Here is a 23,795-nt window from a genome sequence, read left to right as displayed (position 1 = left end):
TAATCGGTGCTTTTTCATTGCCTAAGTGGTTATTATCTGCGCCTTGATGAGCGCTTATTTAACACTTTTTTCTTATCTCTTTGCTTACGTGATTTATTGGTATTTTTACGATTATCTTTTGGCTCTTTACTTAAATCCGGCTCATAACCTGGCAGCCATTGCGGTGTAAGGCGCTCATCTAATAATACCTCTATCTCTTCAAGTAACCACTGCTCATCAATGCTCACTAACGAAATTGCATGTCCTGTTTTTCCTGCACGTCCTGTACGGCCTATACGATGCACATAATCTTCTGCGACATAAGGTAACTCAGCATTAATCACATAATCTAAGTCTAATATATCGATACCTCTGGCAGCGACATCTGTTGCAACCAGCACTCTAGTTTGACCACTTTTAAACTGGCCCAACGCTTTATCTCTAGCGCCTTGTGATTTATCACCATGGATCGCCTGCGTCGCTAAACCGTCTTTATTTAGTTCCTTAGCTAAGTCATCAGCCATATTTTTGGTGCGGGTAAACACCAACACTTGCTGCCAATTATTCTTACCAATCAAATAAGACATAAGCTCTCGCTTTCTGTCTTCATCTACCGCGTAAAATACTTGCTCTATCTTTTGTGCTGCGCTGTTTTCTTTATCTACGCTGATCCGTTTGGGATCGTTCAACCACTGTTTAACAAGCGTCTGCACTTGTTCATCTATTGTGGCTGAAAACAGCAAGGTTTGCCGCTTTGCAGGCAGATGACGCATGATACGTTTGATCTCACCAATAAACCCCATATCCAAAATACGATCGGCCTCGTCAAACACCAAATGTTTCACTTGAGCAAGTGATAAGGTCCCTTTAATAAGATGATCAAGCAGCCTTCCAGGCGTGGCAATAACAATATCAACACCCGCTTTAAGCGCCTTTTCTTGAGGCCCAATGTTTGCGCCGCCATACAAGCAAGCTACTTTTAGTCCCGTATATTGCCCATAACTTTCGGTGTTTTGTGCCACTTGTTGAGCAAGCTCTCGGGTAGGCGCAACCACCAAGGCCCTAACAACGCCTTGCTGCTGTGGCTGTGCTAATAGCTGCTGTAAAATTGGCAACATAAACGCAGCGGTTTTACCGGTACCAGTTTGCGCTGTTGCTACTAAGTCACGCCCTGACAACAACAGTGGAATACATTGTTCTTGCACGGGAGTTGGGTCAACAAAATTAAGTTGTTCTAATGCTTGATTGAGCTCATCAGCGAGCAAAAAGGCTTTAAATGACATGTATGTAATTAGGGCAATCTTAAGATAGCTGCCAGTATAACAAAAGCGCGCTTTGGATGCGCGCTTGATAATCTATTGCAGCTTATAACGTGTCTTTACGATTATTGTAGTAATCAATTAGACCATCAACCATATCTTGGCAATAATCACGGATCCCAGATACCAACATATGCTTTTCTCCGCGCCCTACTCGCTTTCCATCGCTAAGCAAGTTAAACCTAAGAATGATTTTTCCGCGTTTCCCTTCGTAACTAAATTCAGGCGTATCTGTTTCAAGTTCAAGTTCTTTTACGTCCAGCGTATCTAAATGAATTGCCATTGATTCATAAATAACCATTGGACGGGCTGGATTGATCATCACTTGCTGCTTTGCCATTAAAGGGATAATGACATGAGGAAACGCAGTGCCCGAAAACTCAACATAATTTTTTGTCAGGCTATTCACTAAGCTTTGACACTGGTTATTTACGCCATCGCGCTTAACACTGAGCATCACTTTACCGTCAGAGGTGATATCAAACTCTTCACCACCAGCAGGAAAGTCCAGTTTAGAGGTTTCATCAACCATTCCTGCGAAGGTAAAGTGCATATTTTCACTTACACCATAACGTGCTAGCACCAAAGAAAACAGTAGATCTCCCGGCACACAAAACTTTTTCGCATCGACATCATGCAAAGGGTTAAAATCATCAGCCACACGCTTGGCAAATTCACTGCCTTGCTGGCGAGAGATCACAACCTGATCACCGTCTAGTTGGTAAAATTGACTTAACATAAACCTTTTCTTTCATGATTATAAAACCGCGCTATGTTAGCAGAATATTACTAACTAGAGGTCATATCTGTTTATTTTTATGCATAATAAAAAAAGCCGCATAATGCTCTATGCGGCTTTTTCATTAAATATCATCAAGATAAATTATGATTCTGAAAAATCTCTGTATGCTTTTTCTAGCTTTTTAGCCTGCTTTTTAGACACGCCAATGTGTGCCAAAGCAACACGTAAACGTGCGCGAGACAGATCAGAGCCTAAAATTTCCATCGCATCAATCACCGATGTTGATGATTGTTTGCCTGTAATGGCGACAAAGATTGGCTCTAGGAAATCCTTAATTTTCAGCTCATGGAACGTCGCTACATTTTTAGCGATTGCAAAGATCTCAGACTTGTTCCAGCTTCTTAGCCCTTCTAATTGCCAGATAAAGAACTGCAGTGCTTGACGTACCGTGTCTTCATCAGCTTTCCCTGCTGTTAACAGCGCAGGATCGTAGTCAGGCTGGCCAGCTACAAAGTGCCCCGCTAAATCAACTAAATCAGATAACGTATTAATACGTGTTTTTGCCTCAGGTAAAATGCGGCTCAAAGTCTGCGTATTAAACTTCCAATCCACGAAGCGCTGAATTAACTGCTCGTCAGTTAAGTTTTCACGGATCCACAAACCGTTTAACCAACTGAGTTTATCAACATCAAATACAGGACCACCCAGTGATACACGTTTCATGTCAAAATGTTCAATCATTTCAGCCAAAGTAAACTTTTCACGTTCATCGGGCATAGACCAACCCATGCGACCAAGATAGTTCAACACGGCTTCAGGTAAAAAGCCCATTTCTTTGTAGTAGTTGATTGACGTTGGGTTCTTACGCTTCGATAGTTTTGACTTATCAGGGTTACGTAGTAGTGGTAAATGGCCAAGCACAGGCGCTTGCCAGCCAAAATCTTCGTAAAGTTTAAGCAGCTTAGGGGCTGAGTTGATCCACTCTTCACCACGGAAGATATGGCTGATCTGCATATGATGATCATCCACAACATTCGCTAAGAAGTAAGTTGGAAATCCATCTGCTTTTAGCAGCACTTGCATGTCAACGTTCTCCCACGGGATCTCTATTTCACCGCGTAGATAATCATTGAACTTGAACGTACCTTCACTTGGGATCTTCATACGGATCACATAAGGTTTGCCCGCTTCAAGATTGGCTTTTACTTCTTCTTCGCTGAGCAGTAGACCGCGGCCATCGTATTTAGGGCGCAGACCTTCTGCCATTTGCTGTTCGCGCATTTCATCTAATTCTTCGGCGGTAGCGAAACAGTAAAATGCTTTACCTTGTTCAACAAGTTGGTGCGCATATTTTCTATATAATTCGCTACGCTCTGATTGACGGTACGGACCAAATTCACCGCCTACGTCTGGACCATGATCCCAGTTAAGACCTAACCAGCGTAAGCTATCCATAATCGCTTGCTCCGACTCTAAAGTACTGCGGACTTGGTCGGTATCTTCGATACGTAAAACAAACTCTCCGCCTTGCTGCTTAGCAAAACAGTAGTTAAAAAGGGCAATATAAGCGGTACCTAAATGCGGATCACCTGTAGGTGAAGGTGCAACACGAGTACGGATAGTCATGGTGTTTCTCTTTAAATTTCTGACAATAGATGATGGGCGGTTATGCTAGCATAACCGCTTGGTAACTCAAACGCTCACGCATAGATAGTGAGTGAAATTATGCGGCTTTTTCAAGCTTTTCTAGGTAGCTAACAATATCGCTTGATTCGTACAACCAAGTAACTTGATTATCTTGCTCAATACGCAAACACGGAACTTTTATTTTACCGCCTTGCTGAGCTAACTCTTCTCTAAATTGCGGATTATTCTTGGCATCACGAGTCTCTATTTTTAGTCCCTCACGCTTAATGGCGCGACGAACTTTGACACAAAATGGACATGCTTTGAATTGATACAGCTTCATGTTTGCGGTGTGAGCGTCTAATTTTTGCTGTTCATCTGATGGACGTTTTTTGCTGCGCGGAGTAAATATAAAATCGAGCAACAAAATAATGCGCCCTAAAAACCAACGTACAAACTTCATGTTTGCTCCCATTACTAAACTCTAATGGGCGCCATCATATCACAACCTAAAATAATTCAATATCACCTGTTCGATGACTGTCCTTACCACTATCTAAGCTAGAAAAAGCGGTTACTCGGTTGCGGCCATCTAACTTCGATTGATACAAAGCTTGATCGGCGCGATTTACAAAATCTGCTACTTGCGCAATATCCTTAAGCTCCACAACGCCCAAACTAATTGTAACGTGACCAACTTGCGGAAAACGTGTTGCAGCGATAATTGCGCGCACATTATCGAGTTTTTCGATTGCCTCCCCTTCATTTTTACAAGGGAATACTATTGCAAACTCTTCACCACCATAGCGAAACACATAATCACCAATACGAAAGTTACTTTTTAGCAACTGTGCCACCAGCAATATCACCTCATCACCAATAACATGACCATGATTATCATTAACGTGTTTGAAATGATCTATGTCTGCCATCGCCATATACCATTTCACGTCATTGCCATGCTCCCTAACAAGCCACGCTTCTTTTCCAGCAACAATATCTATTACTTTTTCATCGAACGTTTGACGATTTAATAGCTGAGTTAGCGGGTCTATTCTAGCGTATTGCAAAGTAGCTAATTGATGTACATAAATATTTAAGATGTGATTTAAGACATTGTGTTCAGAGGTGGGGATGATGGCGTTATTGTCTACAGCCAAAAACCCCAGTATCAAACCTTGATAACGCACCGGAAGTATTTGCATCTGCGCTAAACTAAGCAGTTGTACATCATGGTTAAGTTTGTTTAAGCGCGTAACAAGTGCTGGTACATCTAATTGTTCGTCAAACCACTGTTCACTTGAGGTAAATATTACACAAGGCGTTTGCTGTATCGATAAACTTTTACTGAAATAAAATGCAAACGGACAAGGCTTAGCAAGCGCTGTGCTTAAGATATTGGATAAGCATTTATCAAGCGTATGCTCACTGTTTTGTGACACAAGCTGAATTGTCCATTCATAGCCACATGATGAGACCTTACTCATTTGTTTCCTCACCTTGTATACTGTAAGTTTAATCTTAGCGTAAGGTTCTCATTTTGCATGTGTTTAGGATAATTTTACAGCAGTACCATATCATCTCTGTGGATCACTACACTGGAAGCTTTATAGCCCAACGCCGATGCAATTTCAGCGCTGTGACAGCCCTTAATCGTATCTAGTTCTCTATCTGAAAAGCCACATAATCCTTTGGCGATGATCTGCCCGCTCTGATTAGTAACGCTCACGAGGTCACCTCTAACAAACTGCCCTGACACAGCAACAACACCTTTAGCCAATAAGCTCGCACCTTGTAGCGTAATTGCTTTGCAAGCGCCGTCATCAAGTATCACAGTTCCGGTCGATTTAGGCGCTGAGAGTAACCATTTTTTGCGTCCTTCAACAGGCGCGTCAAAACGCATAAACGTGGTACTTTGTGCCTCTTTTGCCATGATTTTAAGTACAATATTCGCTTCGCTGCCTTTGGCTATGACAGTCTCAATACCTGCGCGCTGCGCAATATCTGCTGCTTGCAACTTAGTTGCCATACCACCTGTGCCCAAAGAGGTACCACTGCCACCCGCTAATGCGCGTAAGTCATCGTCTATGCGGTGTACTTGGGCAATTAATTCGGCCTCAGGGTTGATGCGAGGATCAGCAGTGAATAAACCAACTTGATCAGTCAGCAGGATCAACTTGCTGGCGTTAGCTAAAATAGCCACCATCGCGGATAAGTTGTCGTTGTCACCTACTTTGATTTCGCTCGTCGCAACCGCATCGTTTTCATTAATAATGGGGATCACTTGATGCTTTAACAGCTGTGTAAGGGTGTCTCTGGCCGTAAGATACCGTTCGCGATGCTCTACATCCGCTCTGGTAAGTAGCATTTGAGCGACAGGAATATCATACAAAGCAAACAAGGTTTGCCATAAGTGGATAAGCTGACCTTGGCCTATCGCTGCCAACATTTGTTTTTCTGAAATAGAATCGCCACAGGGCTGGGCTAATTGAGAACGGCCAGCGGCAACAGCACCACTTGAAACCAATACGATTTGATGACCTTGTTTTTTTAGTTCGGCACACTGGCGAACCAACTCAACCATGCGTGGCTTGTTCAAGTGAACATCACCCGCAGTAAGCACGCTAGTTCCCAATTTTATTACTATTATTTGCTGCCCCATAGCCCTATTCCAGTATTTAAAAAAGCAGTTATATCAAAGCCTGTGCGTGGCACAAGTTAATTTTGTTCATATGTCGATATAGTGCTAGAATCGCGCGTCATTTACTTGCCTTGTGGCTATAAAAAATAAACAGTTTTCAAGGTAATAATTAAATGAGAATGTTCGATGGCTTTTAATGATCAGTATCAATAAGTATTTGTGAAAAAGGCATCACACTGGTGGTTAGGAGATTAAATATTATGAAAGCACATTCAAAACGCAAAGAACTGATAATGCTACCGCTTTTACTTGTGACAATTGCGTTATGCATAGGTGGACATTATATCCTGCAACCTAACTATCAAGACAGCAATATCGCCGAATATGCCTTAGCAGCGTTACCATTTTTAATGTTTGCTATCGTGCTTATTGCGATAAAAATTGCGATAAAAGCTGATAAGCACGAGTAATGATCACAGGATGTGATAGCCAAACCAATCTGGTGACAAGGTTTGATTTTTGCCGCTTGCCTTTAACTCAATAAAGTACTGCTCATCTAGTAAGTCAATGGCAAAGCAGTCATCCACATCATGTAAGTTGTCTTTATGAAGGTGGCTCATACCGTTAAGTAGCTGCTGTTTGGCCTTTGCTTTAGCTTCTTGCTCGTTTTGTGCTACAAACAAGGCAAAATCGTGTTGCTCGGCTAAGCGCTCTGGCACATAAGCCCCCATATTTACAAAATAAAGTTTTAATGCATGCTTAGGCTGCTCTTTCACTAAACTCACTTCATAACCATCTACATGATTGATAGCGACATAAGAGTCCATATGCACAGCAGCTTTATCCCCAACCCACTGTGCTTTTAATTTTTGGTAGCAATCTTCGATTTTTTCGCCAATAACAAATCGTACATCGTGCATTTCAATATGGCAGCCACTCACTCGTCCACCCAAATAAACCATAAACAACTGCATTGAAAGTTTCCTTTTTAACTACAAAATTCAATCATATCATTATTTTGAGTCCATCTTAAAACTAAGTTATGGTGGCTAACAATAACTACAAAAATAGGTGACCGTATGAAACTGTTGGCAAGTCTAGCTGTGCTGATATGCAGCACCCTAACCTATGCTCAAACAATCGTGATTCACAATGTAAAGGGCTACAGTCCTACACTCAAAGGAGAATTAAACACTTTTAATGTGCTGGTTTTCAAAGACGGTAAAGTGGTAAAAACTGGCGAAAAAGACATTATTAAAGAGTTCCCTCAAGCAACTCAAATTGATGGTAAAGGCCACACACTGTTACCCGGTTTAATTGATGCGCATGGCCATGTTATTGGTTTGGGTGATAACTTGTTAAGGCTCGATGTCAGAGGCATAACATCAGTATCAGCCATTGGTGAAAAGTTACGTGACTATGCAAAACAAGCACCTAAGGGGTGGTTAATTGGCAGGGGTTGGGATCAAACCCTTTGGCCTGATAAACAGTTCCCAACTGCTAAACAGTTAGACCAGTATGTAAGTGACAGGCCCGTCGTTCTCACCAGAGTAGATGGGCATGCCATATGGGTTAATAGCAAAGCCATGGCGCTTGCAGGCATTGATAAACAAACTAAAGCACCCGCAGGGGGGGAGATCATTCGTCTATCAGATGACCAACCAAGTGGTGTATTTATTGATAAAGCTGAGCAACTAATCAAAACTCACATTCCCCCCTCCACTGATGAGCAAAGGCAATTAGCTTTAAACAAAGCGGGTCAGCATTTGCTAAGTTTGGGTATTACCTCAACCCATGATGCAGGCATTGATCATGGGACTTGGCAATTGTATCAACAGCGTGCAGAGCAACACACATTGCCTTTGAGAATTTACGCTATGTTAAGTGCCAGTGATGAGCGCTTACTAACTATGCTCAAACACGGCGTTATCAAAGAAAAAGACGACTTTTTGAGTATTCGCAGCGTAAAAATCTATGCAGATGGGGCACTTGGCAGTCGAGGAGCCGCGTTATTGGCAGATTATCACGATAGAAAGGGCCACACAGGCTTGATGCTTGAGACACAAGCGCAGCTAGAATCATTGCTTAAACAAAGCTTTGCCCATGGCTACAGTGCGCATACTCACGCCATTGGCGATAAAGCCAATCGCATAGTGCTTGATAGCTATGAAAATATATTTAAAACCGTGGGCGGGAAACTACTGCGTAATCGCATTGAACATGCACAAATAGTCCACCCCGATGATATTCCTCGTTTTAAAACGCTTAGTATTATCCCTTCTATGCAACCTATTCATGCAACATCTGATATGCATATGGCCGAGCTGCGCTTAGATGAACAACAACTTCGTGGCGCGTATGCATGGCAAACATTCTTAAAGCAAGGTAGTAAAATTGCAGCTGGTTCAGATTATCCGGTGGAGTTAGCAAACCCTTTCTATGGCTTGCACGCGGCAGTTACCCGAATGTCTCGCGATAACAAACCAGAAAAAGGCTGGCTAGCTCAAGAGAAACTAAATAAAGAGCAAGCACTGAGAGCATTTACCCTTGATGCAGCCTATGCCGCGTTTCAAGAACATAAACTAGGTAGCTTAGAAAAAGGAAAGTGGGCGGATTTTATTCTAATCGACAAAGATTATTTTAATATTGATGCGTCTGAAATCGATGACATAAAAGTCATACAAACATGGCTGGCTGGTAATTTAGCTTACCAGCAATAGCTTTTTGTAGCTGCATTGAGGTTATTGCACTCGATGCAGCTTATACAAATGGTAAATATTAACCAATGCTAATAACCCATTGGTTAAAGCCACCGGCCAAGCCTCTATCATCACCCCATAGATGGTAAAACACACACATCCCGTTAAGTTAAACCAGCGTAATTTAATCACATTGCTCATCATCAGAGAGATAACTAAAAAAACTGAGGCAATGTAGCCTAAATATTCCCAAGTCATTTGTTCTCTCCAATTAGTTGAGTTAGCATAGAGGGTCGCGTAATAACGATATATGTATGGTAAAGCCTAGAATAAAAAAGCTAACTCACAAACCCCTTTGAATTAGTACCCTAGTAAGCTCTAACACGGGATGGGGGCTAAACGAGAAAAACCTCAATAGCAGGTGTGAGTTAGCATAAAATCATTGTGGTCATGCTATCTTTATTCAATATTAATAAATAGGACAAATGTCCGAAGAGCCATCTAGATGTTTCAATATCATTTTTCAAGCAATCTTGTAGAACAGTTGCTAAGCTTCGCTGGCAATGCATTTGTTCACAGTAAAAAAGACGTATTAATCCATCAAGACGAACCTTTAACTAAACTTATTTTAGTTCGAAGCGGCACAGTTTCTTTTAGTTATGATGTTGGCAACGGTCGTCGCCTACTGCTCGGACAGCTTGACTGTAATAATACGCTCATTGGCGAGATCGAAGCGCTCAACAACCAGCCGTGTATCTATACAGTAACCTGTTTAAGCGACGTGCAATACAATTTAATTGAGCTAAAACACTGGCGTCAATTATTACTCGATCAGCCTGAATTGAGTCTTTATACGGCGCAAACAATTGCGGCAAAATTTGCTGAAAATCAAAAAATTAACTTAGATAAACTGTTACTGCCTTTAAGCTATAACATAGCCAAAGACTGCTTATTAAGAGCCGAAAACAACAACCCAACGTTACTGCGCGCTTACCCTACCGTTAATGCCGAAGCTGAGCGATTTGCAACCACTGAACGGGCATACAGACGCGTGGTTACTGAGCTGGTTGATAAGGGCCTGATAGTGAGAAGCAGCGAGGGATTAAAACCGGTAGATTTAGACGCATTACAAGATTTTGTTGATAGCTTTTCACAAGTGTGATCACTAAGCTGGTGAGTAAACCAGCTTAGTGCATAGACTGGTTATTTAAAAAGATCTTGGATCTTGCTCAGATCTGATTTACCAGCAATGATCTCATCCGGTGTTAAGCCCGATAACTCATGAGGAAATACCAACCATTCATCAGACTCGTGAATAAAGTAGTCTGGCTTCATGGGAACTTTGGTATTTGTAGGTTTGTAATACGGACAAGCAACACGAATTTCTTTCGGTAAATTAAGACGCATTAGTTCTGCTAATTTCTCTTTTAAGGCATAGATACTGCGCCCAGAATCAAATACGTCATCCACAATCAATAACGAGTCGCCTGCATTGGCATTTTCAATAATATAATGCAGGCCATGCACTTTTATTTCTTTTGATTGCTTACCAATGCCATAGTACGATGAAGTACGCACCGCGATATGATCAGTGTCGATGCCTTTGTAGTCATAATATTCCTGAACTGCGATACCTATTGGCGCACCACCTCGCCAAATACCGATAATAAAGTCTGGGCGAAAGCCATCTTCATAAACTTGTGCAGCAAGACGAAATGAATCTTCTAGCAACTGTTGTGCGGTGATATAGCACTTATCTGACATACAAAAACCCCGTGAGAATGCGAATAATGTCGTGTGTACGCCACTTCAAAAAGTTTCTCGAAACACCAAGAAAGCACTTAAAGCAGCCTAAGTTGTAACCGCTTATTTTAGCGCAGATAAATAAAAAATGCTTGCTGTAACCTTATATAAAACAAGTTATCTCTTACAGATTTTAATTTAAGACTAGAATAGAAACTTCGTATCAATAAGCTTAAGTAAGCGATCAATTTTGTGGCAAGGAAACCCGACAGAGAGCGTCGCCCCCATAACTCATCAAGGATGTTAAAGTTTTATAGAGTTTTCATCGCAAAATTCAGGCATAAAAAAACCCTAACCAAGAGGTTAGGGTTATAAAAAGTGGTACCAGTGGGCGGACTTGAACCGCCACGCCCGAAGGCAACGGATTTTGAATCCGTCATGTCTACCAATTCCATCACACTGGCATAATTTTTCTTTCATCTTCTAAAGCAAGAGAAAATAAAGAAAAACCACTTTGAGCTTAGGCTTTGTTTATAATGCCTTCGTCTCTATGCCATGCATTATACAAACATCGCTTCACTGGGCAAGCAATTTTTTAACAGAGCCACACCAACTGCTTGGTATTTGTACAAAACAGCTATAAAACCGCCATTTACAATGATTTTCGCCATTATTTGCTGGGTTGTGTAAAATACTGCAAATCTGATCGTTTGTTTTGAGTGAGAGTTCACACATGTCACAGTTTCCCAGCGCTGGTTTCTTTCGTCGATTCGCTTCACTAATCTATGACGGATTAGTTGTTATTGCTTTTGCAATGCTAACAACCGTGATTTATCTATTAATTGTACAAGGCTTTATATCTGCGGGGGTGTTAGCTATCGGAGAGCATCCTGATGTCTCAGCTTATATTCAAGCATCTCCTATTCTTTACGCAATTCGCGCCGTTTTGTTGGTGTTAGTTGGTATCTTGTTCTACGCCTACTTTTGGACTAAAAGCGGCCAAACTATTGGTATGCGGGCGTGGAGATTAAAAGTGCAAACACACTCTGGTGAACTCTTACCATGGTCTACAGCTTTATTACGAAGCGTATGTGCACTGTGTGGATTAGGAAATTTACTCGTGTTAGTTGATTTTAAAAAGAAGCGTGCTTTACAAGACCTGCTTTGTAACACCGAAGTAGTTGTATTGACTAAAGAAGAAAATAAGAAAGTATATAATAGTTTAGATTAACATGGTTGAGCCCAGCATAGCATGCTGGGCTTAATCGCTTTACTGATTACGCTTGAGCAAGTAGCTGGCAATAACCACAAACAGCAAGCTTGGCATCATCGCACCAACCACCGCAGGCACGTTATATACCATCACGATTGGACCAAATATTTCATTACTCAAATGAAAAGCCAACCCCGTAACAACACCCATGATAATTCTGGCTCCCATGCTCACTGAGCGCAGCGGACCAAAAATAAACGAGAGGGCCACCAAAAGCATCACCGCAATCGTTAGTGGCTGCATAACCTTTCGCCAAAGTGCTAAATCATAGCTGCTGGTATCTTGATCATTTTGCTCTAAGTAAGACAAATAAGACCAAATCCCTCTAAATGATAACGACTCAGGATCGACAGACACCACATCGAGCTTTTCTGCTGTAAGCTGAGAGTTGTATATTTGCGACTCACGATAATGCGTAGTGATTTTATTTTCACCTAGAGTGACTTCTTCGATACCGTTAAAAATCCAACCTTGTGGAACACTTTTACCATGTTCTACCCGCATCACTTTAGTAAGCTCTAAATCATCATTGAAATAGTAAATGCTCACATCTTTAAGATCGCCCGACTTTTCAATATTGCCGATATTAATAAAGTTACTGCCATCTTTAGCCCAAACACCTTTTTGCGCATTAAACACCTCACCGCCAAAAATAGCATTGTTGCGCAGTTGTTTAGCGGCCTTTTCGGCTTGCGGCACTCCCCACTCACCCAATGCCGTCATGCAAAGAGCAAGTACAATCGCTGTTTTCATTACTGAGCCGATGATTTGTAAACGTGACATACCTGCAGCCTGCATAACAACCAGCTCGCTGCTCGATGCCAACGCGCCCAGTCCAGTCAATCCGCCAATTAATGCAGCCATTGGGAAGAACACCACAATATCCGATGGCATGCTATAAAAGGTATACAGCATAGCGTCAGTCATATCGTAGCTACCGCGGCCAACAGATTTCAGCTGTTCAATATACTTGATTAAAGTATTGATCCCAACAAACACCAAAAGCGCAAACCCTGTGGTTTGCAAGATGCTTCTACCCAAATACCAATCTAATGTTTTCATCATGCAACCGACGCCTGTTTTGTTAACAGTGAGCGTACCCACACACCAAATGGTCGCCCTTTAGCAATCAAATAAGCACCAATAAATAATACACTTAAGTGGATCCACCAAAGCCCTACAGCTGGAGGGATCTTACCCTCTGCAACCAAAAACTTTCCGGCGTTTAATAAAATGAAGTAACCAAGATATAAACTGATTGCAGGCACTAGCTTGGCAAATTTACCTTGTCGAGGATTAACAACGCTTAGGGGAACCGCCAGTAACGTCAGCAGAATAATAGAAATGGGTACTGACAGGCGTAACTGAAGCTGAGCAGCGGCTTGAGGTGTATCCATTGCGAGTAACTGTAAGGTCGGTATTGCTTCTAACTTACGTCGTTGATGTTCAATGATTTGCTCTCGTATTTGCACTTGATAACTGGCAAATTCGGTTTTGTTTAATGCCTGACTTAAGCCGTCCGTTTCGTAACGTTTTCCATCATTGAGCACGAGCTGTTGCTCACCACTTTCTTGCTCGATAACGCGCCCTTTTTGAGCGTAAACTATGCGCGCTGCTTGGTTTGAATCTTTGTTCGGAAGTTGTGCCACAAAGACTTTATCCAACTCCTTACCTTGATCCAAAATATTGTGCACAAACACCACTGCTTTTTCGTTACCTGTTTGTTGGAATCGACCGGCACGCAAAGCCGACAACCCAGATTCAGCTTCTGCCTGCTCTTTGAGTTGATATTCTTTTTCAGACGCCCAAGGGGCAACATACAAACTAACCACTCCAGCAAGCAGTGCAAAAAAAACACTCGACACTAAAGTGACGCGAACCACATACCACTCACTGACGCCACAAGCCCTCAACACGGTCATTTCACTATCAGCATACACGCGGCTGTAAGCTAAAATAATGCCCAAAAACAAGCTTAGCGGTAAAATATAGACAGCCAGTTGTGGTAGTTTTAGCATCAACACCGACGCCACAAGCTTTGCTGGTAAGTCACCGTCTGACGCATCACTGAGGATCCGAACGAACTTTTGCGACAAGAAAATCGTCATCAACGTGAGAAACACGGCGATCTGCGATTTTAATACCTCAGCAGTTAAATAACGAAAGATTAGCAATGTTTGCCCCTATAAAACTTCGTGTTTCACTGGAATAGTGGGAAATTTTGAGTAAACTGGTTATTTTAGTCAGTTTATTATATGCCATCAAATTTAATTATCATACCAACAGTCAGAGATAATCACGCATTAATGGTATTGATAGTAACGTCGGCATAAAGTTCAAAAAGACATAACTTTAGACTCAGGAGTCGCAATGGAATTCAGCGTAAAAAGTGGTAGCCCAGAGAAACAGCGTAGTGCCTGCATCGTAGTTGGTGTATATGAGCCACGCCGTTTATCTCCCATCGGTGAACAGCTGGATAAAATCAGTGATGGCTACATCTCAAATTTATTACGTCGTGGTGACTTAGAAGGTAAGCCAGGACAAGTATTATTACTGCACCATGTTCCTAATGTACTCAGTGAGCGCGTATTGCTAGTAGGGTGCGGTAAAGAAAGAGAATTAGACGATAAACAATACAAGCAAATTATCTCTAAAACCATCAACACCCTTAACGACACAGGGTCAATGGAAGCCGTTTGCTTTTTAACCGAGCAGCACGTTAAAGGTCGAGACACCTACTGGAAAGTACGTCAAGCTGTTGAAACAACACAAGATTGCCTATACACATTTAATCAATTGAAAAGTAAAAAAGTAGACCCTCGCCGTCCACTGCGTAAAATTGTTTTCAATGTCCCTACTCGTCGTGAATTGACCATTGGTGAATCGGCAATTGAGCATGGTTTGGCAATCGCCGCAGGTGCTAAATTGTGTAAGGATGTGGCTAATATGCCACCTAATATCTGCAATCCTCGCTACTTGGGCGAGCAAGCAAAAGCGCTAGAAGAGTATGATAATGTTTCTGTAAACCTAGTTGGCGAAAAAGAAATGGAAGAGCTAGGCATGCACTCTTACCTAGCAGTTGGACGAGGCAGCGCCAATGAATCGGTCATGTCTGTTATTCACTATAATGGTGGTGCAGAAGATCAAGCGCCGATCGTATTTGTGGGTAAAGGTCTGACTTTTGACTCTGGCGGTATTTCTTTAAAACCTGGCGAAGCCATGGACGAGATGAAATACGATATGGGCGGTGCAGCGGGCGTACTCGGTTTAATGCGTTCACTCGTTGAGATGCAACTGCCAATCAATGTTATTGGCGTACTGGCTGGCTGTGAAAACATGCCAAGTTCAAACGCCTATCGTCCAGGTGACATATTAACCACCATGTCAGGTCAAACTGTTGAGGTACTAAACACGGACGCCGAAGGCCGTTTAGTGCTGTGTGATGCATTGACTTATGTGGAAGCCTTTGAACCTGAAACAGTCATTGATGTGGCCACCTTAACAGGTGCCTGTATCGTTGCACTAGGCGCCCATGCAACAGGATTATTATCAACACACAACCCGTTGGCACACGACTTACTTAAAGCAGGTGAGCAAAGTGGTGATAGAGCATGGCAACTGCCTTTGTGGGATGATTATCAAGAGCAGTTAGAAAGCCCATTTGCTGACTTTACCAACTTAGGAGGACGAGCAGCTGGTACTATCACTGCCGCATGTTTCTTATCTAAGTTCACTAAAAAGTATAATTGGGCACACCTAGATATTGCTGGTACAGCTTGGCGCAGTGGTAAAAATAAAGGGGCAACAGGACGTCCTGTGCCAATGTTAACCCAATACTTGCTAAATCGCGTTAACGTGACAGACGCACAGCAAGATTAACCTAGCCAGATTGATTGATGGCATGGGGTTTCTGTGTCAAAATGCGGCTTTATTTTGAACGCTGAGTTTTGCCTGTAGAAATACAGAATAACCGCCCATTATGAAGTCAACGCCATGACCATCAATGCACAATTCTATGTGTTAAAGCATGACAATGAGCCGGACGCTAAACTACCGGCTCATTTTGATCTAGCAGCTCGCACTGCTGCCGCGCAATATAGAGCAGGTCAACGCGTATTTATCTACGTTGATAATGTTGCAGATGCCCATGCCATTGACGAGCATTTATGGTGTTTTGATGCTGATAGCTTTGTACCACATAACTTACAAGGTGAAGGCGCAAAAGGTGGTGCACCTGTAGAAATTGGTCAAACACCTCCCGTTGGCAGACGTTCGGTACTCATCAATTTAGCAACTAAGCTTCCGGATTTTATCCGTCGCTTTACGCAAGTTTATGATTTTGTTCCGAGCGAGCCAGAGGCAACACAAGCAGCACGCGAGCGGTTTAAGCATCTACGCCAACTTGGCGCCAGTATTTCAACCAAAGAAATTGAAAATTAAAGTATTTATTAAGGTTCTGTGAAATGGATAAAACCTATAATCCACAAGATATAGAACAGTCTTTATACCAAGACTGGGAAGAAAATGGCTATTTTAAGCCATCAGGCAAAGGCGATGCATACTCAATCATGATCCCGCCGCCGAATGTCACAGGTAGCCTACACATGGGTCACGCGTTCCAAGATACCATTATGGATACGCTCATTCGCTACAAGCGAATGAAAGGTAACAATACTTTATGGCAAGTTGGTACTGACCACGCGGGGATCGCCACACAAATGGTGGTAGAGCGTAAACTTGCAGCTGAAGAGAATAAAACCCGCCATGATTTAGGTCGTGATGCCTTTATCGACAAAATTTGGCAATGGAAAAATCAATCTGGTGGCACTATTACCAAGCAACTTCGTCGCTTAGGCGCATCGGTTGATTGGGATCGTGAACGCTTTACCATGGATGACGGTTTATCTGAAGCCGTAAAAGAAGTGTTCGTACGCCTACACAAAGAAGACCTTATTTACCGTGGTAAACGCCTAGTAAATTGGGATCCAAAATTACACACTGCGATTTCAGATTTAGAAGTAGAGAACAAAGACAAGCAAGGCCACATGTGGAACTTGCGCTATCCTCTTGCCGATGGCGTTAAAACATTGGATGGCAAAGATTACATCGTAGTAGCAACCACACGTCCAGAAACCATGCTTGGCGATACCGGCGTTGCGGTAAACCCTGATGACGAGCGTTATCAAAACCTCATTGGTAAAGAAATTTTACTGCCTATCGTTAACCGCCGCATTCCAATCGTTGCCGATGAGCACGCTGATATGGCAAAAGGCACGGGCTGTGTAAAAATCACCCCTGCACACGATTTTAACGATAACGAAGTTGGTAAGCGTCATGAGCTGCCAATGATCAACGTATTCAACAAAGATGCAGCAATTTTAAGTGCCGGTGAATGCTACGCATTTGACGGTAAGCCACTCGAGTTAGACGCACCTATTCCTGAGCGTTTCCACGGTTTAGACCGCTTTGATGCTCGCCAAAAGATTGTTGATGAATTTGAACAAGCTGCCCTATTAGAAAAAATCGATGACCACAGCTTAACTGTACCGTATGGCGACCGCTCTGGTGTTGTCATTGAGCCGCTATTAACTGACCAATGGTATGTGCGTGTTGCACCTCTTGCAAAAGTAGCCACCGAAGCGGTTGAAAACGGTGAAATCCAATTCGTGCCAAAACAATACGAGAACATGTACTTCTCATGGATGCGTGATGTTCAAGACTGGTGTATCTCGCGCCAATTATGGTGGGGTCACCGTATCCCTGCTTGGTATGACGCAGACGGAAACGTATATGTTGGCCGTGATGAAGCTGAAGTACGTCGCGAAAATAACCTTGCCGATGATGTTGCACTTAACCAAGACGAAGATGTTCTAGACACCTGGTTCTCGTCTGCGCTTTGGACTTTCTCAACACAAGGTTGGCCAGAAAATACCGACGACTTAAAAGTATTCCACCCATCTGATACGCTAGTTACAGGCTTTGATATTATCTTCTTCTGGGTGGCGCGTATGATCATGATGACCATGCACTTCATCAAAGATGAAAATGGTAAACCACAAGTACCATTTAAAACCGTTTATGTGACGGGCCTAATTCGCGATGAAAATGGCGATAAGATGTCAAAATCTAAAGGTAACGTCCTTGACCCGCTTGATATGATTGATGGTATCGATCTTGAAAGCTTAGTTGAAAAGCGCACAGGTAATCTGATGCAACCACAACTAGCTAAAAAGATTGAGAAAAACACGCGCAAAACTTTCGCTGATGGCATTGAGCCACATGGTACTGACGCATTACGCTTTACCTTGGCAGCAATGGCATCAACGGGTCGTGATATCAACTGGGATATGAACCGCCTAGAAGGCTACCGTAACTTCTGTAACAAGCTTTGGAATGCAAGCCGTTATGTACTGATGAATACTGAAGAGCAAGACTGTGGCTTTAATGATAAGTCTAAAGAGTACTCTTTGGCGGACCGTTGGATCTTAGGGCAGTTCCAAAGCACGGTAAAAACCTTCAGTGAGCACTTAGATAACTACCGCTTTGACTTAGCGGCAAACACTATCTACGAATTCACGTGGAACCAATTCTGTGATTGGTACTTAGAGCTGACTAAGCCTATCTTGTTCAAAGGTAATGAAGAGCAGCAACGTGGCACTCGACACACTTTGATCACAGTGCTTGAAGGCTTGCTACGTTTAATGCACCCACTTATGCCATATATCACAGAAACTATCTGGCGACGTGTTGCACCACTTGCAAACATAGATGCGAAAACCATCATGCTTGAGAGCTTCCCTGAGTTTGACCAAAGCCTGGTTGATGAGACTGCCATGGCAGATCTTGAGTGGGTTAAGCAATTTATTCTGGCAATTCGTAATATTCGTGGTGAGATGGACATTAGTCCAAACAAACCATTAAATGTGTTACTTACTAAAGCTGATGAGCAAGATTTACGTCGCTTAGAAGACAATAAAGCCTTCTTAAGTGCGCTTGCTAAACTTGAAAGCTTTAAAGTGCTTGATAGCGCAGATGAAGCTCCAGCAAGTGCAACGGCATTTATCGGCAACCTTGAGATCATGATCCCTATGGCGGGCTTGATTGATGTTGAAGCCGAACTTGCTCGTATAGCAAAACAGCTTGAAAAAGCACAAAAAGGTCTGGAGCAAGTTGAGAAGAAACTTGCGAACGAAAAGTTTGTAAATAATGCACCTGAAGCGGTATTAGCAAAAGAGAAAGAAAAACTTGCTGAGTTTTCTGATGCTAAAGCGAAACTACTTGAGCAAAAGGCAAAAATTGAAAGTCTATAAAGACTGAGTTAGTTTGTATTAAAAGGGCAGTAGATACTGCCCTTTTCTTTGGCTTTTATTTAAAAAGCTGAGTTAAATTGCAAACCAAGCACAGTTGCATGGCCGTTAGATTCAAAGCCCCATGCTTGTCCGAGATTATCTTTTTCAACAAAGAGTTGTGTTTTACCGCGTAAAAAACTCACGCCGAAGTCAAGTGAGCTACTTTTAGAAACTTGATACTCTGCACCAAATGAATACCACATACGATCGGTATCAGGAATTGAAATAGACATGTGATAAGGATCCGCAGGTGATTTATCATAAGCTATCCCAAAACGCAGTTTAAGATCTTTGCTATATTGATGGTCTGCACCGATTGCGTATCGCATCGAATTAGAAAAGTTTTCATCTTTGCTAAATACTGTACCACGCCCTTCAACCTTGGCAGCTAAAGTCTTAAAGCTGCTCCATCCAGTCCAAAGTACACTGTAGTGCAATGAGCTACCTTCGCTAATAGTGTGGCTACCAGAGAACTCAGCAATAGCAGGTAGAGTGAGTTCTACACTGCCAGGATACGCACTGCCAGCTGTCCCATTAAAAGGCGCTCCAGCAGGTAGTTGATTACTAAACTCTCCGTCAAATACGATGTCGGTTTCGCTGCGATAATGCAAGCCAAAGCGGCTGTTATCATCAATCTGATAACTAAGACCTAAGTTCCAGCCATACCCTGTATCATCTCCCTCTAAGTGCATTGCCTGCGTTGCCGCAGGCACAGGAAGCGGTGACTCACCAAAGGTACGTACTATTTTAGCATCCGCGTATACATGGTTAATGCCCAAAGCAACAGTAAGTTCCTTTGAAACTTCATAGGCAACGCTCAGATTGGTATTTACCGTAACAATCTCAGTTTCACCCGCTAGCTGCCCTGCAGCGTAGTCTGCCGCAAACTCGGTTGCCAAACCAAACTGAGAGTAAATCCCCATTCCAAAAGATAATGACTCATTAATCGGCGTCATAAAATAAACCGCAGGCACTATCGCGCTTGGCGCTATGCTTGAATCGTCAAGTTTACTTGGAGCAACACCATTATTTGTCGAGGTGCCTCGAAGGCTAACATCAGGTTCGACATACATTGCAGCAACACTCAGCTGAGCGCCATCAAATTGGCTCATAAGCGCTGGGTTTCGTGCAATAACTGAAGCATCATCAGCAACTGATGCTTCACCTGCATAAGCGCGCCCAAGCCCCGAAACACTTTGCTCTGCCAATTGAAAGGCAGCTGCAAAAGTGTGTGAAGATACCAACATCAAACTTGATGCAAGTAACGTTTTTTTAAATACAGACATTTTTTAATCCCATGTGTACAGTCACATTTTTAAAACCCGCACACACTACCTAAAACAAGATTAAAAAGCTGCAATTTCGAGATAATACTCTAATCAATCGAACAAATTTACATCAACGATTAAAATTCACACTGACATATATATCAAAAAACACACAAACAAAAATAATTCTCATTTACATTGACTAAAGTTAAGACATTATTTAGACTTCACAAAAAGCCCAACAATGGATTTAAAGGACATGTTATTACTGATATTAGGCGCTCTAGTTTTTTCAGGTGTGAGTGTTTACTGCTGGTGTAAAGCAACTTACTGCGCTTGCCAACATGCTGGGCAATGCGATAATCCTATCAGTCGTTATTGGTTGATTGGAATATGCACCTCCTTATTGGCGTTGCTGCTTTGCTGTTTGGCATTACACACAAATAAAGGAACAGCACTGTGGCTTATTTTAACACTGTCATGTTTAGCAGGCGCGTCAATGTCTGCCAAATTCAACGCTCTAAAACGAAGTAGAAGAATTAAGCTAAAAGGTGGTCTTTTAATAGGCGAGATAGGTTAATTTGATAGTCTAAAGGCCGTATACTGGCAATGACTTTAATATCATGATCAGGAGAACTCAAATCAAGCTCCTTCGCCGTGATATGGTGCATATGCTTAGTATTGTAGAATATTCTCACATGTGGCGCAGTCGGCGCATGTTTATTACCAGCAAGCACTAGAGCTAGTCGCTCATTCGTTAGTTTCACAATTGAGCCTACAGGATGAACTCCTAGACATTTGATAAAACGCTGTACCAGCACTGGGTCAAACTTATCTCTATTCGTCAGTAAATAGCGCAGTGCATGAACAGGCTCTTCCCCTTGTTGATATGGCCGCTCTGAGGTCATAGCATCATATACATCAACAATCGCCATCATCCTTGCCGCTTTACTTATCTGCAACCCTTTTAAGCCACGAGGGTAACCCGTACCATCAATTCGCTCGTGATGATTGATTATCATATCCATGATCATTGGGGTGATACCCTGCTCCCCCTTAACTAAACCTAAAGAATGAACAACGTGCTTTTTTACCGCTTTATATTCAATATCAGTGAGCTTGTCTTGTTTATTGACTATGCCTTGCGGTAAACGTGCGTGCCCAACATCATGCAACATCGCCCCCATTGCAAGCTGCTGAATAAGACTTTGTGAAAGGCCTAAATATTTACCAAATACGCTTATTAAAATGGCGCAGTTGATCATATGTCGCCAATTGTAGCCGTCTCTGTCTTGCAAACGCGTCAAGATAGCCATGGCATTACTGTTACGTAAAACAGACTCAACGATTTCTTTGCTTATTTGATTGATCAGCCCAACATCGGCTTTTAACCCTGAAGTCACATCGCCATACAATATTTGTATTTTTCTATTGTGTAGCTCAAAAGCTTGGCTAGCAAGTTCAAACTCTCGCTCAAGTGAAGTAGGTTCTGTAGACTCCTGAGCTTTCTTTTTAGCGCGTCTTGGCTGTTGCTGCTTTTCACCCGCCATGCCAGCTCTTCGGCGTCGCTCTCGGGCATCAAGCTTGGTTGTTTCAGGCTTATTACGGTCTTTTTTCTCTTCAACCTGATATTTTTCTGGAATTGCGATTTCACTCAAATCAAAGTCAATATTGAGCTCTAAAACACCTTCAGCGGAGAGTTTATCTATTATGTTGCTGTCTCTAACCATCCCGCGAGATTTGATTTTGACACCCGTGTCTGCGCGTTGCTTGTGAACACTGTCTACAAACATACCAGGCTTGAGTTCAGAAATCGGCAGAGTCACTCGCATAGTAGGATCATATAAAAAAGGACAACAGGTACGATTAATAGCACTTTTTGACCCTAAGAGTCTATATTTCGCGCACTAAATAATAATTAACTATTAGATAAAAAAGCAATAGAGTGGAGTTGAAGTAAAGTTGTTAGGTGTAAACGCACGGTATACACCTAATCGAGTCAAAGCCAGCTTAAAGTTGCAAACTACTCTTGGAAGTACGTGCCCCAGCCGTCATATTCGACATCATACTCTTGCGCTAAAGCCGCAAGTTTATCAACATCTTCCATGATTACATCAGTGTCTAACTCAGCCTCAACGACAACATCAAAACCCCAAATTTTACTGCCGTCTTCAAGTTCTAATTCAGCAGGGTCTTCAACATCATAACCAAGTCTAAACGCTGCAAGCGCTACGTTTTCTAACTTTTTAAAGTCTTCACATACAAAGTGATGTTCCACTTCATATAGTTTATCGGTTGCTGAACCATCTTCTAAAAGTGACTCAACAATATCTTCACTAATTTCGCGCCAGTTTTCCATTGTTCTCTATTACCTTTTCATCAAGCTGGGCAATACGTTGCGCCATTAACGAATGTATTGCTTTAGCGTGGTCACGCGCACTGATCTCTTTGTCTAAATAAATCGGCGCCAAAATATCGATGTAGATTATACCATTGTCCCAACGGTTTAGCTTAATACAATTACTAGTGCTATTCATACATACAGGTACTACTGGTACTTGTGCATTTAAAGCAGTATGAAAAGCACCAGTTTTAAACGGCAATAAGCCCTTTCCATAACTTCGAGTTCCCTCAGGAAACATCCAAATAGACAAGCCGGTGTTTTTAATCTTCTCAGCAGATTTGCCTATCGTACCAACTGCTTTAGTGCGATTGTTTCTATTGATAAGAATATTACCCGACAGCCAATAAAGCTGGCCAAAAAATGGGATCCACTTCAAGCTTTTTTTACCCATACTCACCGTGTTTTCAGGAACAGCAGCGGTCAAGGTGAAAAGGTCATAGTTATTTTGATGGTTTGCCACATATACGGCGGGTCCAACATGCTCGCTTTCAGGGTGGCGTGAAACAACAAGTTTCACCCCAATAACCGCAGACATTCTGCCAAACCAACTTGCAATTATATGAACATTGTTGGGGTGAAATGGCCTGAAAATACATAAAAGTAATCCAAACACACAGCTAAAAATAATAAACAATGCCATCGCTAAGACGCGTAATACTGCCAACAAAATCTTTTCTCCTCACTTACGAAGGCGCATTATAATCAAAATAGCGAACACTTGTAAGCTCAAAAAATAACTCGGAAAACAAAAA

23 protein-coding genes and 1 tRNA gene are annotated in these 23,795 nt (G+C 42.3%); 7 read left to right on the top strand and 17 right to left on the bottom strand.

Annotated features, from left to right (window positions below; translation table 11 throughout):
- Nucleotides 1-32: 32 nt before the first annotated feature.
- The 6 genes from HC733_RS05825 to proB form a co-directional block, all read right to left on the bottom strand.
- Entirely contained in the window at nt 33-1,262 is a 1,230-nt protein-coding gene (locus tag HC733_RS05825; RefSeq protein WP_190364105.1) for a DEAD/DEAH box helicase, read from the bottom strand.
- 82 nt (nt 1,263-1,344) lie between these two features.
- Entirely contained in the window at nt 1,345-2,037 is a 693-nt protein-coding gene (locus HC733_RS05820) for a DUF3581 family protein (RefSeq protein WP_190364104.1), read from the bottom strand.
- A 144-nt stretch (nt 2,038-2,181) separates the two neighbouring features.
- The gene (gene gltX / locus HC733_RS05815) at nt 2,182-3,666 is read right to left on the bottom strand and encodes a glutamate--tRNA ligase (RefSeq protein WP_190364103.1); all 1,485 of its coding nucleotides are present in this window, start codon (nt 3,664-3,666) and stop codon (nt 2,182-2,184) included.
- A gap of 97 nt (nt 3,667-3,763) precedes the next feature.
- A complete protein-coding gene (locus HC733_RS05810) occupies nt 3,764-4,129 on the bottom strand; it encodes a glutaredoxin family protein (protein WP_190364102.1) in 366 nt (121 codons plus the stop codon).
- A 46-nt stretch (nt 4,130-4,175) separates the two neighbouring features.
- Nucleotides 4,176-5,153 carry a GGDEF domain-containing protein gene (locus HC733_RS05805; RefSeq protein ID WP_238937463.1) on the bottom strand — a complete coding sequence of 326 codons (978 nt, stop codon included), beginning with the start codon at nt 5,151-5,153 and terminating at the stop codon, nt 4,176-4,178.
- 74 nt (nt 5,154-5,227) lie between these two features.
- Complete coding sequence (gene proB / locus HC733_RS05800; RefSeq protein WP_190364101.1) at nt 5,228-6,328, bottom strand: glutamate 5-kinase; 1,101 nt, start codon at nt 6,326-6,328, stop codon at nt 5,228-5,230.
- 239 nt (nt 6,329-6,567) lie between these two features.
- Here proB and HC733_RS05795 point away from each other — a divergent pair, with 239 nt between their 5' ends.
- Nucleotides 6,568-6,777, top strand: coding sequence for a hypothetical protein (locus HC733_RS05795; RefSeq protein WP_190364100.1), 210 nt, complete (start codon nt 6,568-6,570; stop codon nt 6,775-6,777).
- 3 nt (nt 6,778-6,780) lie between these two features.
- On the opposite strand, the gene HC733_RS05790 is transcribed toward HC733_RS05795, so the two are convergent.
- On the bottom strand, nt 6,781-7,281 hold the full coding sequence (locus HC733_RS05790) for a DUF1543 domain-containing protein (RefSeq protein ID WP_190364099.1): 501 nt from the start codon (nt 7,279-7,281) through the stop codon (nt 6,781-6,783).
- A 105-nt stretch (nt 7,282-7,386) separates the two neighbouring features.
- Between HC733_RS05790 and HC733_RS05785 the strand changes: the two genes are divergently transcribed.
- On the top strand, nt 7,387-9,027 hold the full coding sequence (locus HC733_RS05785; RefSeq protein WP_190364098.1) for an amidohydrolase: 1,641 nt from the start codon (nt 7,387-7,389) through the stop codon (nt 9,025-9,027).
- A gap of 21 nt (nt 9,028-9,048) precedes the next feature.
- Here HC733_RS05785 and HC733_RS05780 read toward each other — a convergent pair whose 3' ends face one another.
- Nucleotides 9,049-9,318 (bottom strand): YgjV family protein, encoded by a 270-nt coding sequence (locus HC733_RS05780; protein WP_342365991.1) that lies wholly within the window; start codon nt 9,316-9,318, stop codon nt 9,049-9,051.
- A gap of 193 nt (nt 9,319-9,511) precedes the next feature.
- Here HC733_RS05780 and HC733_RS05775 point away from each other — a divergent pair, with 193 nt between their 5' ends.
- Entirely contained in the window at nt 9,512-10,168 is a 657-nt protein-coding gene (locus HC733_RS05775; RefSeq protein ID WP_190364096.1) for a Crp/Fnr family transcriptional regulator, read from the top strand.
- Between the two features lie 41 nt (nt 10,169-10,209).
- Here HC733_RS05775 and HC733_RS05770 read toward each other — a convergent pair whose 3' ends face one another.
- The gene (locus HC733_RS05770) at nt 10,210-10,770 is read right to left on the bottom strand and encodes a phosphoribosyltransferase (RefSeq protein WP_190364095.1); all 561 of its coding nucleotides are present in this window, start codon (nt 10,768-10,770) and stop codon (nt 10,210-10,212) included.
- 358 nt (nt 10,771-11,128) lie between these two features.
- Nucleotides 11,129-11,213, bottom strand: a tRNA-Leu gene (locus tag HC733_RS05765).
- 269 nt (nt 11,214-11,482) lie between these two features.
- Between HC733_RS05765 and HC733_RS05760 the strand changes: the two genes are divergently transcribed.
- A complete protein-coding gene (locus tag HC733_RS05760; protein WP_190364094.1) occupies nt 11,483-11,980 on the top strand; it encodes an RDD family protein in 498 nt (165 codons plus the stop codon).
- Nucleotides 11,981-12,019: 39 nt separating this feature from the next.
- Here the strand turns inward: HC733_RS05760 and lptG are convergent, their stop codons facing one another.
- Nucleotides 12,020-13,087 carry an LPS export ABC transporter permease LptG gene (gene lptG / locus HC733_RS05755; RefSeq protein WP_190364093.1) on the bottom strand — a complete coding sequence of 356 codons (1,068 nt, stop codon included), beginning with the start codon at nt 13,085-13,087 and terminating at the stop codon, nt 12,020-12,022.
- The gene (gene lptF, locus HC733_RS05750) at nt 13,084-14,196 is read right to left on the bottom strand and encodes an LPS export ABC transporter permease LptF (RefSeq protein ID WP_190364092.1); all 1,113 of its coding nucleotides are present in this window, start codon (nt 14,194-14,196) and stop codon (nt 13,084-13,086) included. Before lptF ends, lptG begins: the two co-directional genes overlap by 4 nt.
- Before the next feature lie 196 nt (nt 14,197-14,392).
- Between lptF and pepA the strand changes: the two genes are divergently transcribed.
- The 3 genes from pepA to HC733_RS05735 all read left to right on the top strand — a co-directional run bounded on the left by pepA (nt 14,393) and on the right by HC733_RS05735 (nt 19,332).
- On the top strand, nt 14,393-15,901 hold the full coding sequence (gene pepA, locus HC733_RS05745; RefSeq protein WP_190364091.1) for a leucyl aminopeptidase: 1,509 nt from the start codon (nt 14,393-14,395) through the stop codon (nt 15,899-15,901).
- A gap of 114 nt (nt 15,902-16,015) precedes the next feature.
- Nucleotides 16,016-16,462, top strand: a complete 447-nt coding sequence (locus HC733_RS05740; protein WP_190364090.1) for a DNA polymerase III subunit chi — start codon at nt 16,016-16,018, stop codon at nt 16,460-16,462.
- A 23-nt stretch (nt 16,463-16,485) separates the two neighbouring features.
- Nucleotides 16,486-19,332: a valine--tRNA ligase gene (locus tag HC733_RS05735; protein WP_190364089.1), complete on the top strand. Its 2,847-nt coding sequence runs from the start codon at nt 16,486-16,488 to the stop codon at nt 19,330-19,332.
- 59 nt (nt 19,333-19,391) lie between these two features.
- On the opposite strand, the gene HC733_RS05730 is transcribed toward HC733_RS05735, so the two are convergent.
- The 5 genes from HC733_RS05730 to HC733_RS05715 all read right to left on the bottom strand — a co-directional run bounded on the left by HC733_RS05730 (nt 19,392) and on the right by HC733_RS05715 (nt 23,710).
- Nucleotides 19,392-20,657, bottom strand: coding sequence for an outer membrane protein transport protein (locus HC733_RS05730; protein WP_190364088.1), 1,266 nt, complete (start codon nt 20,655-20,657; stop codon nt 19,392-19,394).
- A 357-nt stretch (nt 20,658-21,014) separates the two neighbouring features.
- Nucleotides 21,015-21,149: a hypothetical protein gene (locus HC733_RS23370; RefSeq protein ID WP_274602012.1), complete on the bottom strand. Its 135-nt coding sequence runs from the start codon at nt 21,147-21,149 to the stop codon at nt 21,015-21,017.
- 29 nt (nt 21,150-21,178) lie between these two features.
- A complete protein-coding gene (locus HC733_RS05725) occupies nt 21,179-22,471 on the bottom strand; it encodes an HD-GYP domain-containing protein (RefSeq protein ID WP_190364087.1) in 1,293 nt (430 codons plus the stop codon).
- Nucleotides 22,472-22,662: 191 nt separating this feature from the next.
- On the bottom strand, nt 22,663-22,998 hold the full coding sequence (gene rraB / locus HC733_RS05720; RefSeq protein ID WP_190364086.1) for a ribonuclease E inhibitor RraB: 336 nt from the start codon (nt 22,996-22,998) through the stop codon (nt 22,663-22,665).
- Entirely contained in the window at nt 22,976-23,710 is a 735-nt protein-coding gene (locus tag HC733_RS05715) for a 1-acylglycerol-3-phosphate O-acyltransferase (protein WP_190364085.1), read from the bottom strand. The genes rraB and HC733_RS05715 overlap by 23 nt, the downstream gene beginning before the upstream one ends.
- Nucleotides 23,711-23,795 lie beyond the last annotated feature (85 nt).

Source organism: Pseudoalteromonas sp. S16_S37 (assembly GCF_014694405.1).
In the GTDB taxonomy this organism is placed as follows: domain Bacteria; phylum Pseudomonadota; class Gammaproteobacteria; order Enterobacterales; family Alteromonadaceae; genus Pseudoalteromonas.
The sequence above is the reverse complement of the archived record's forward strand: the minus strand, read 5'-3'. Positions and strand labels throughout refer to the sequence as shown.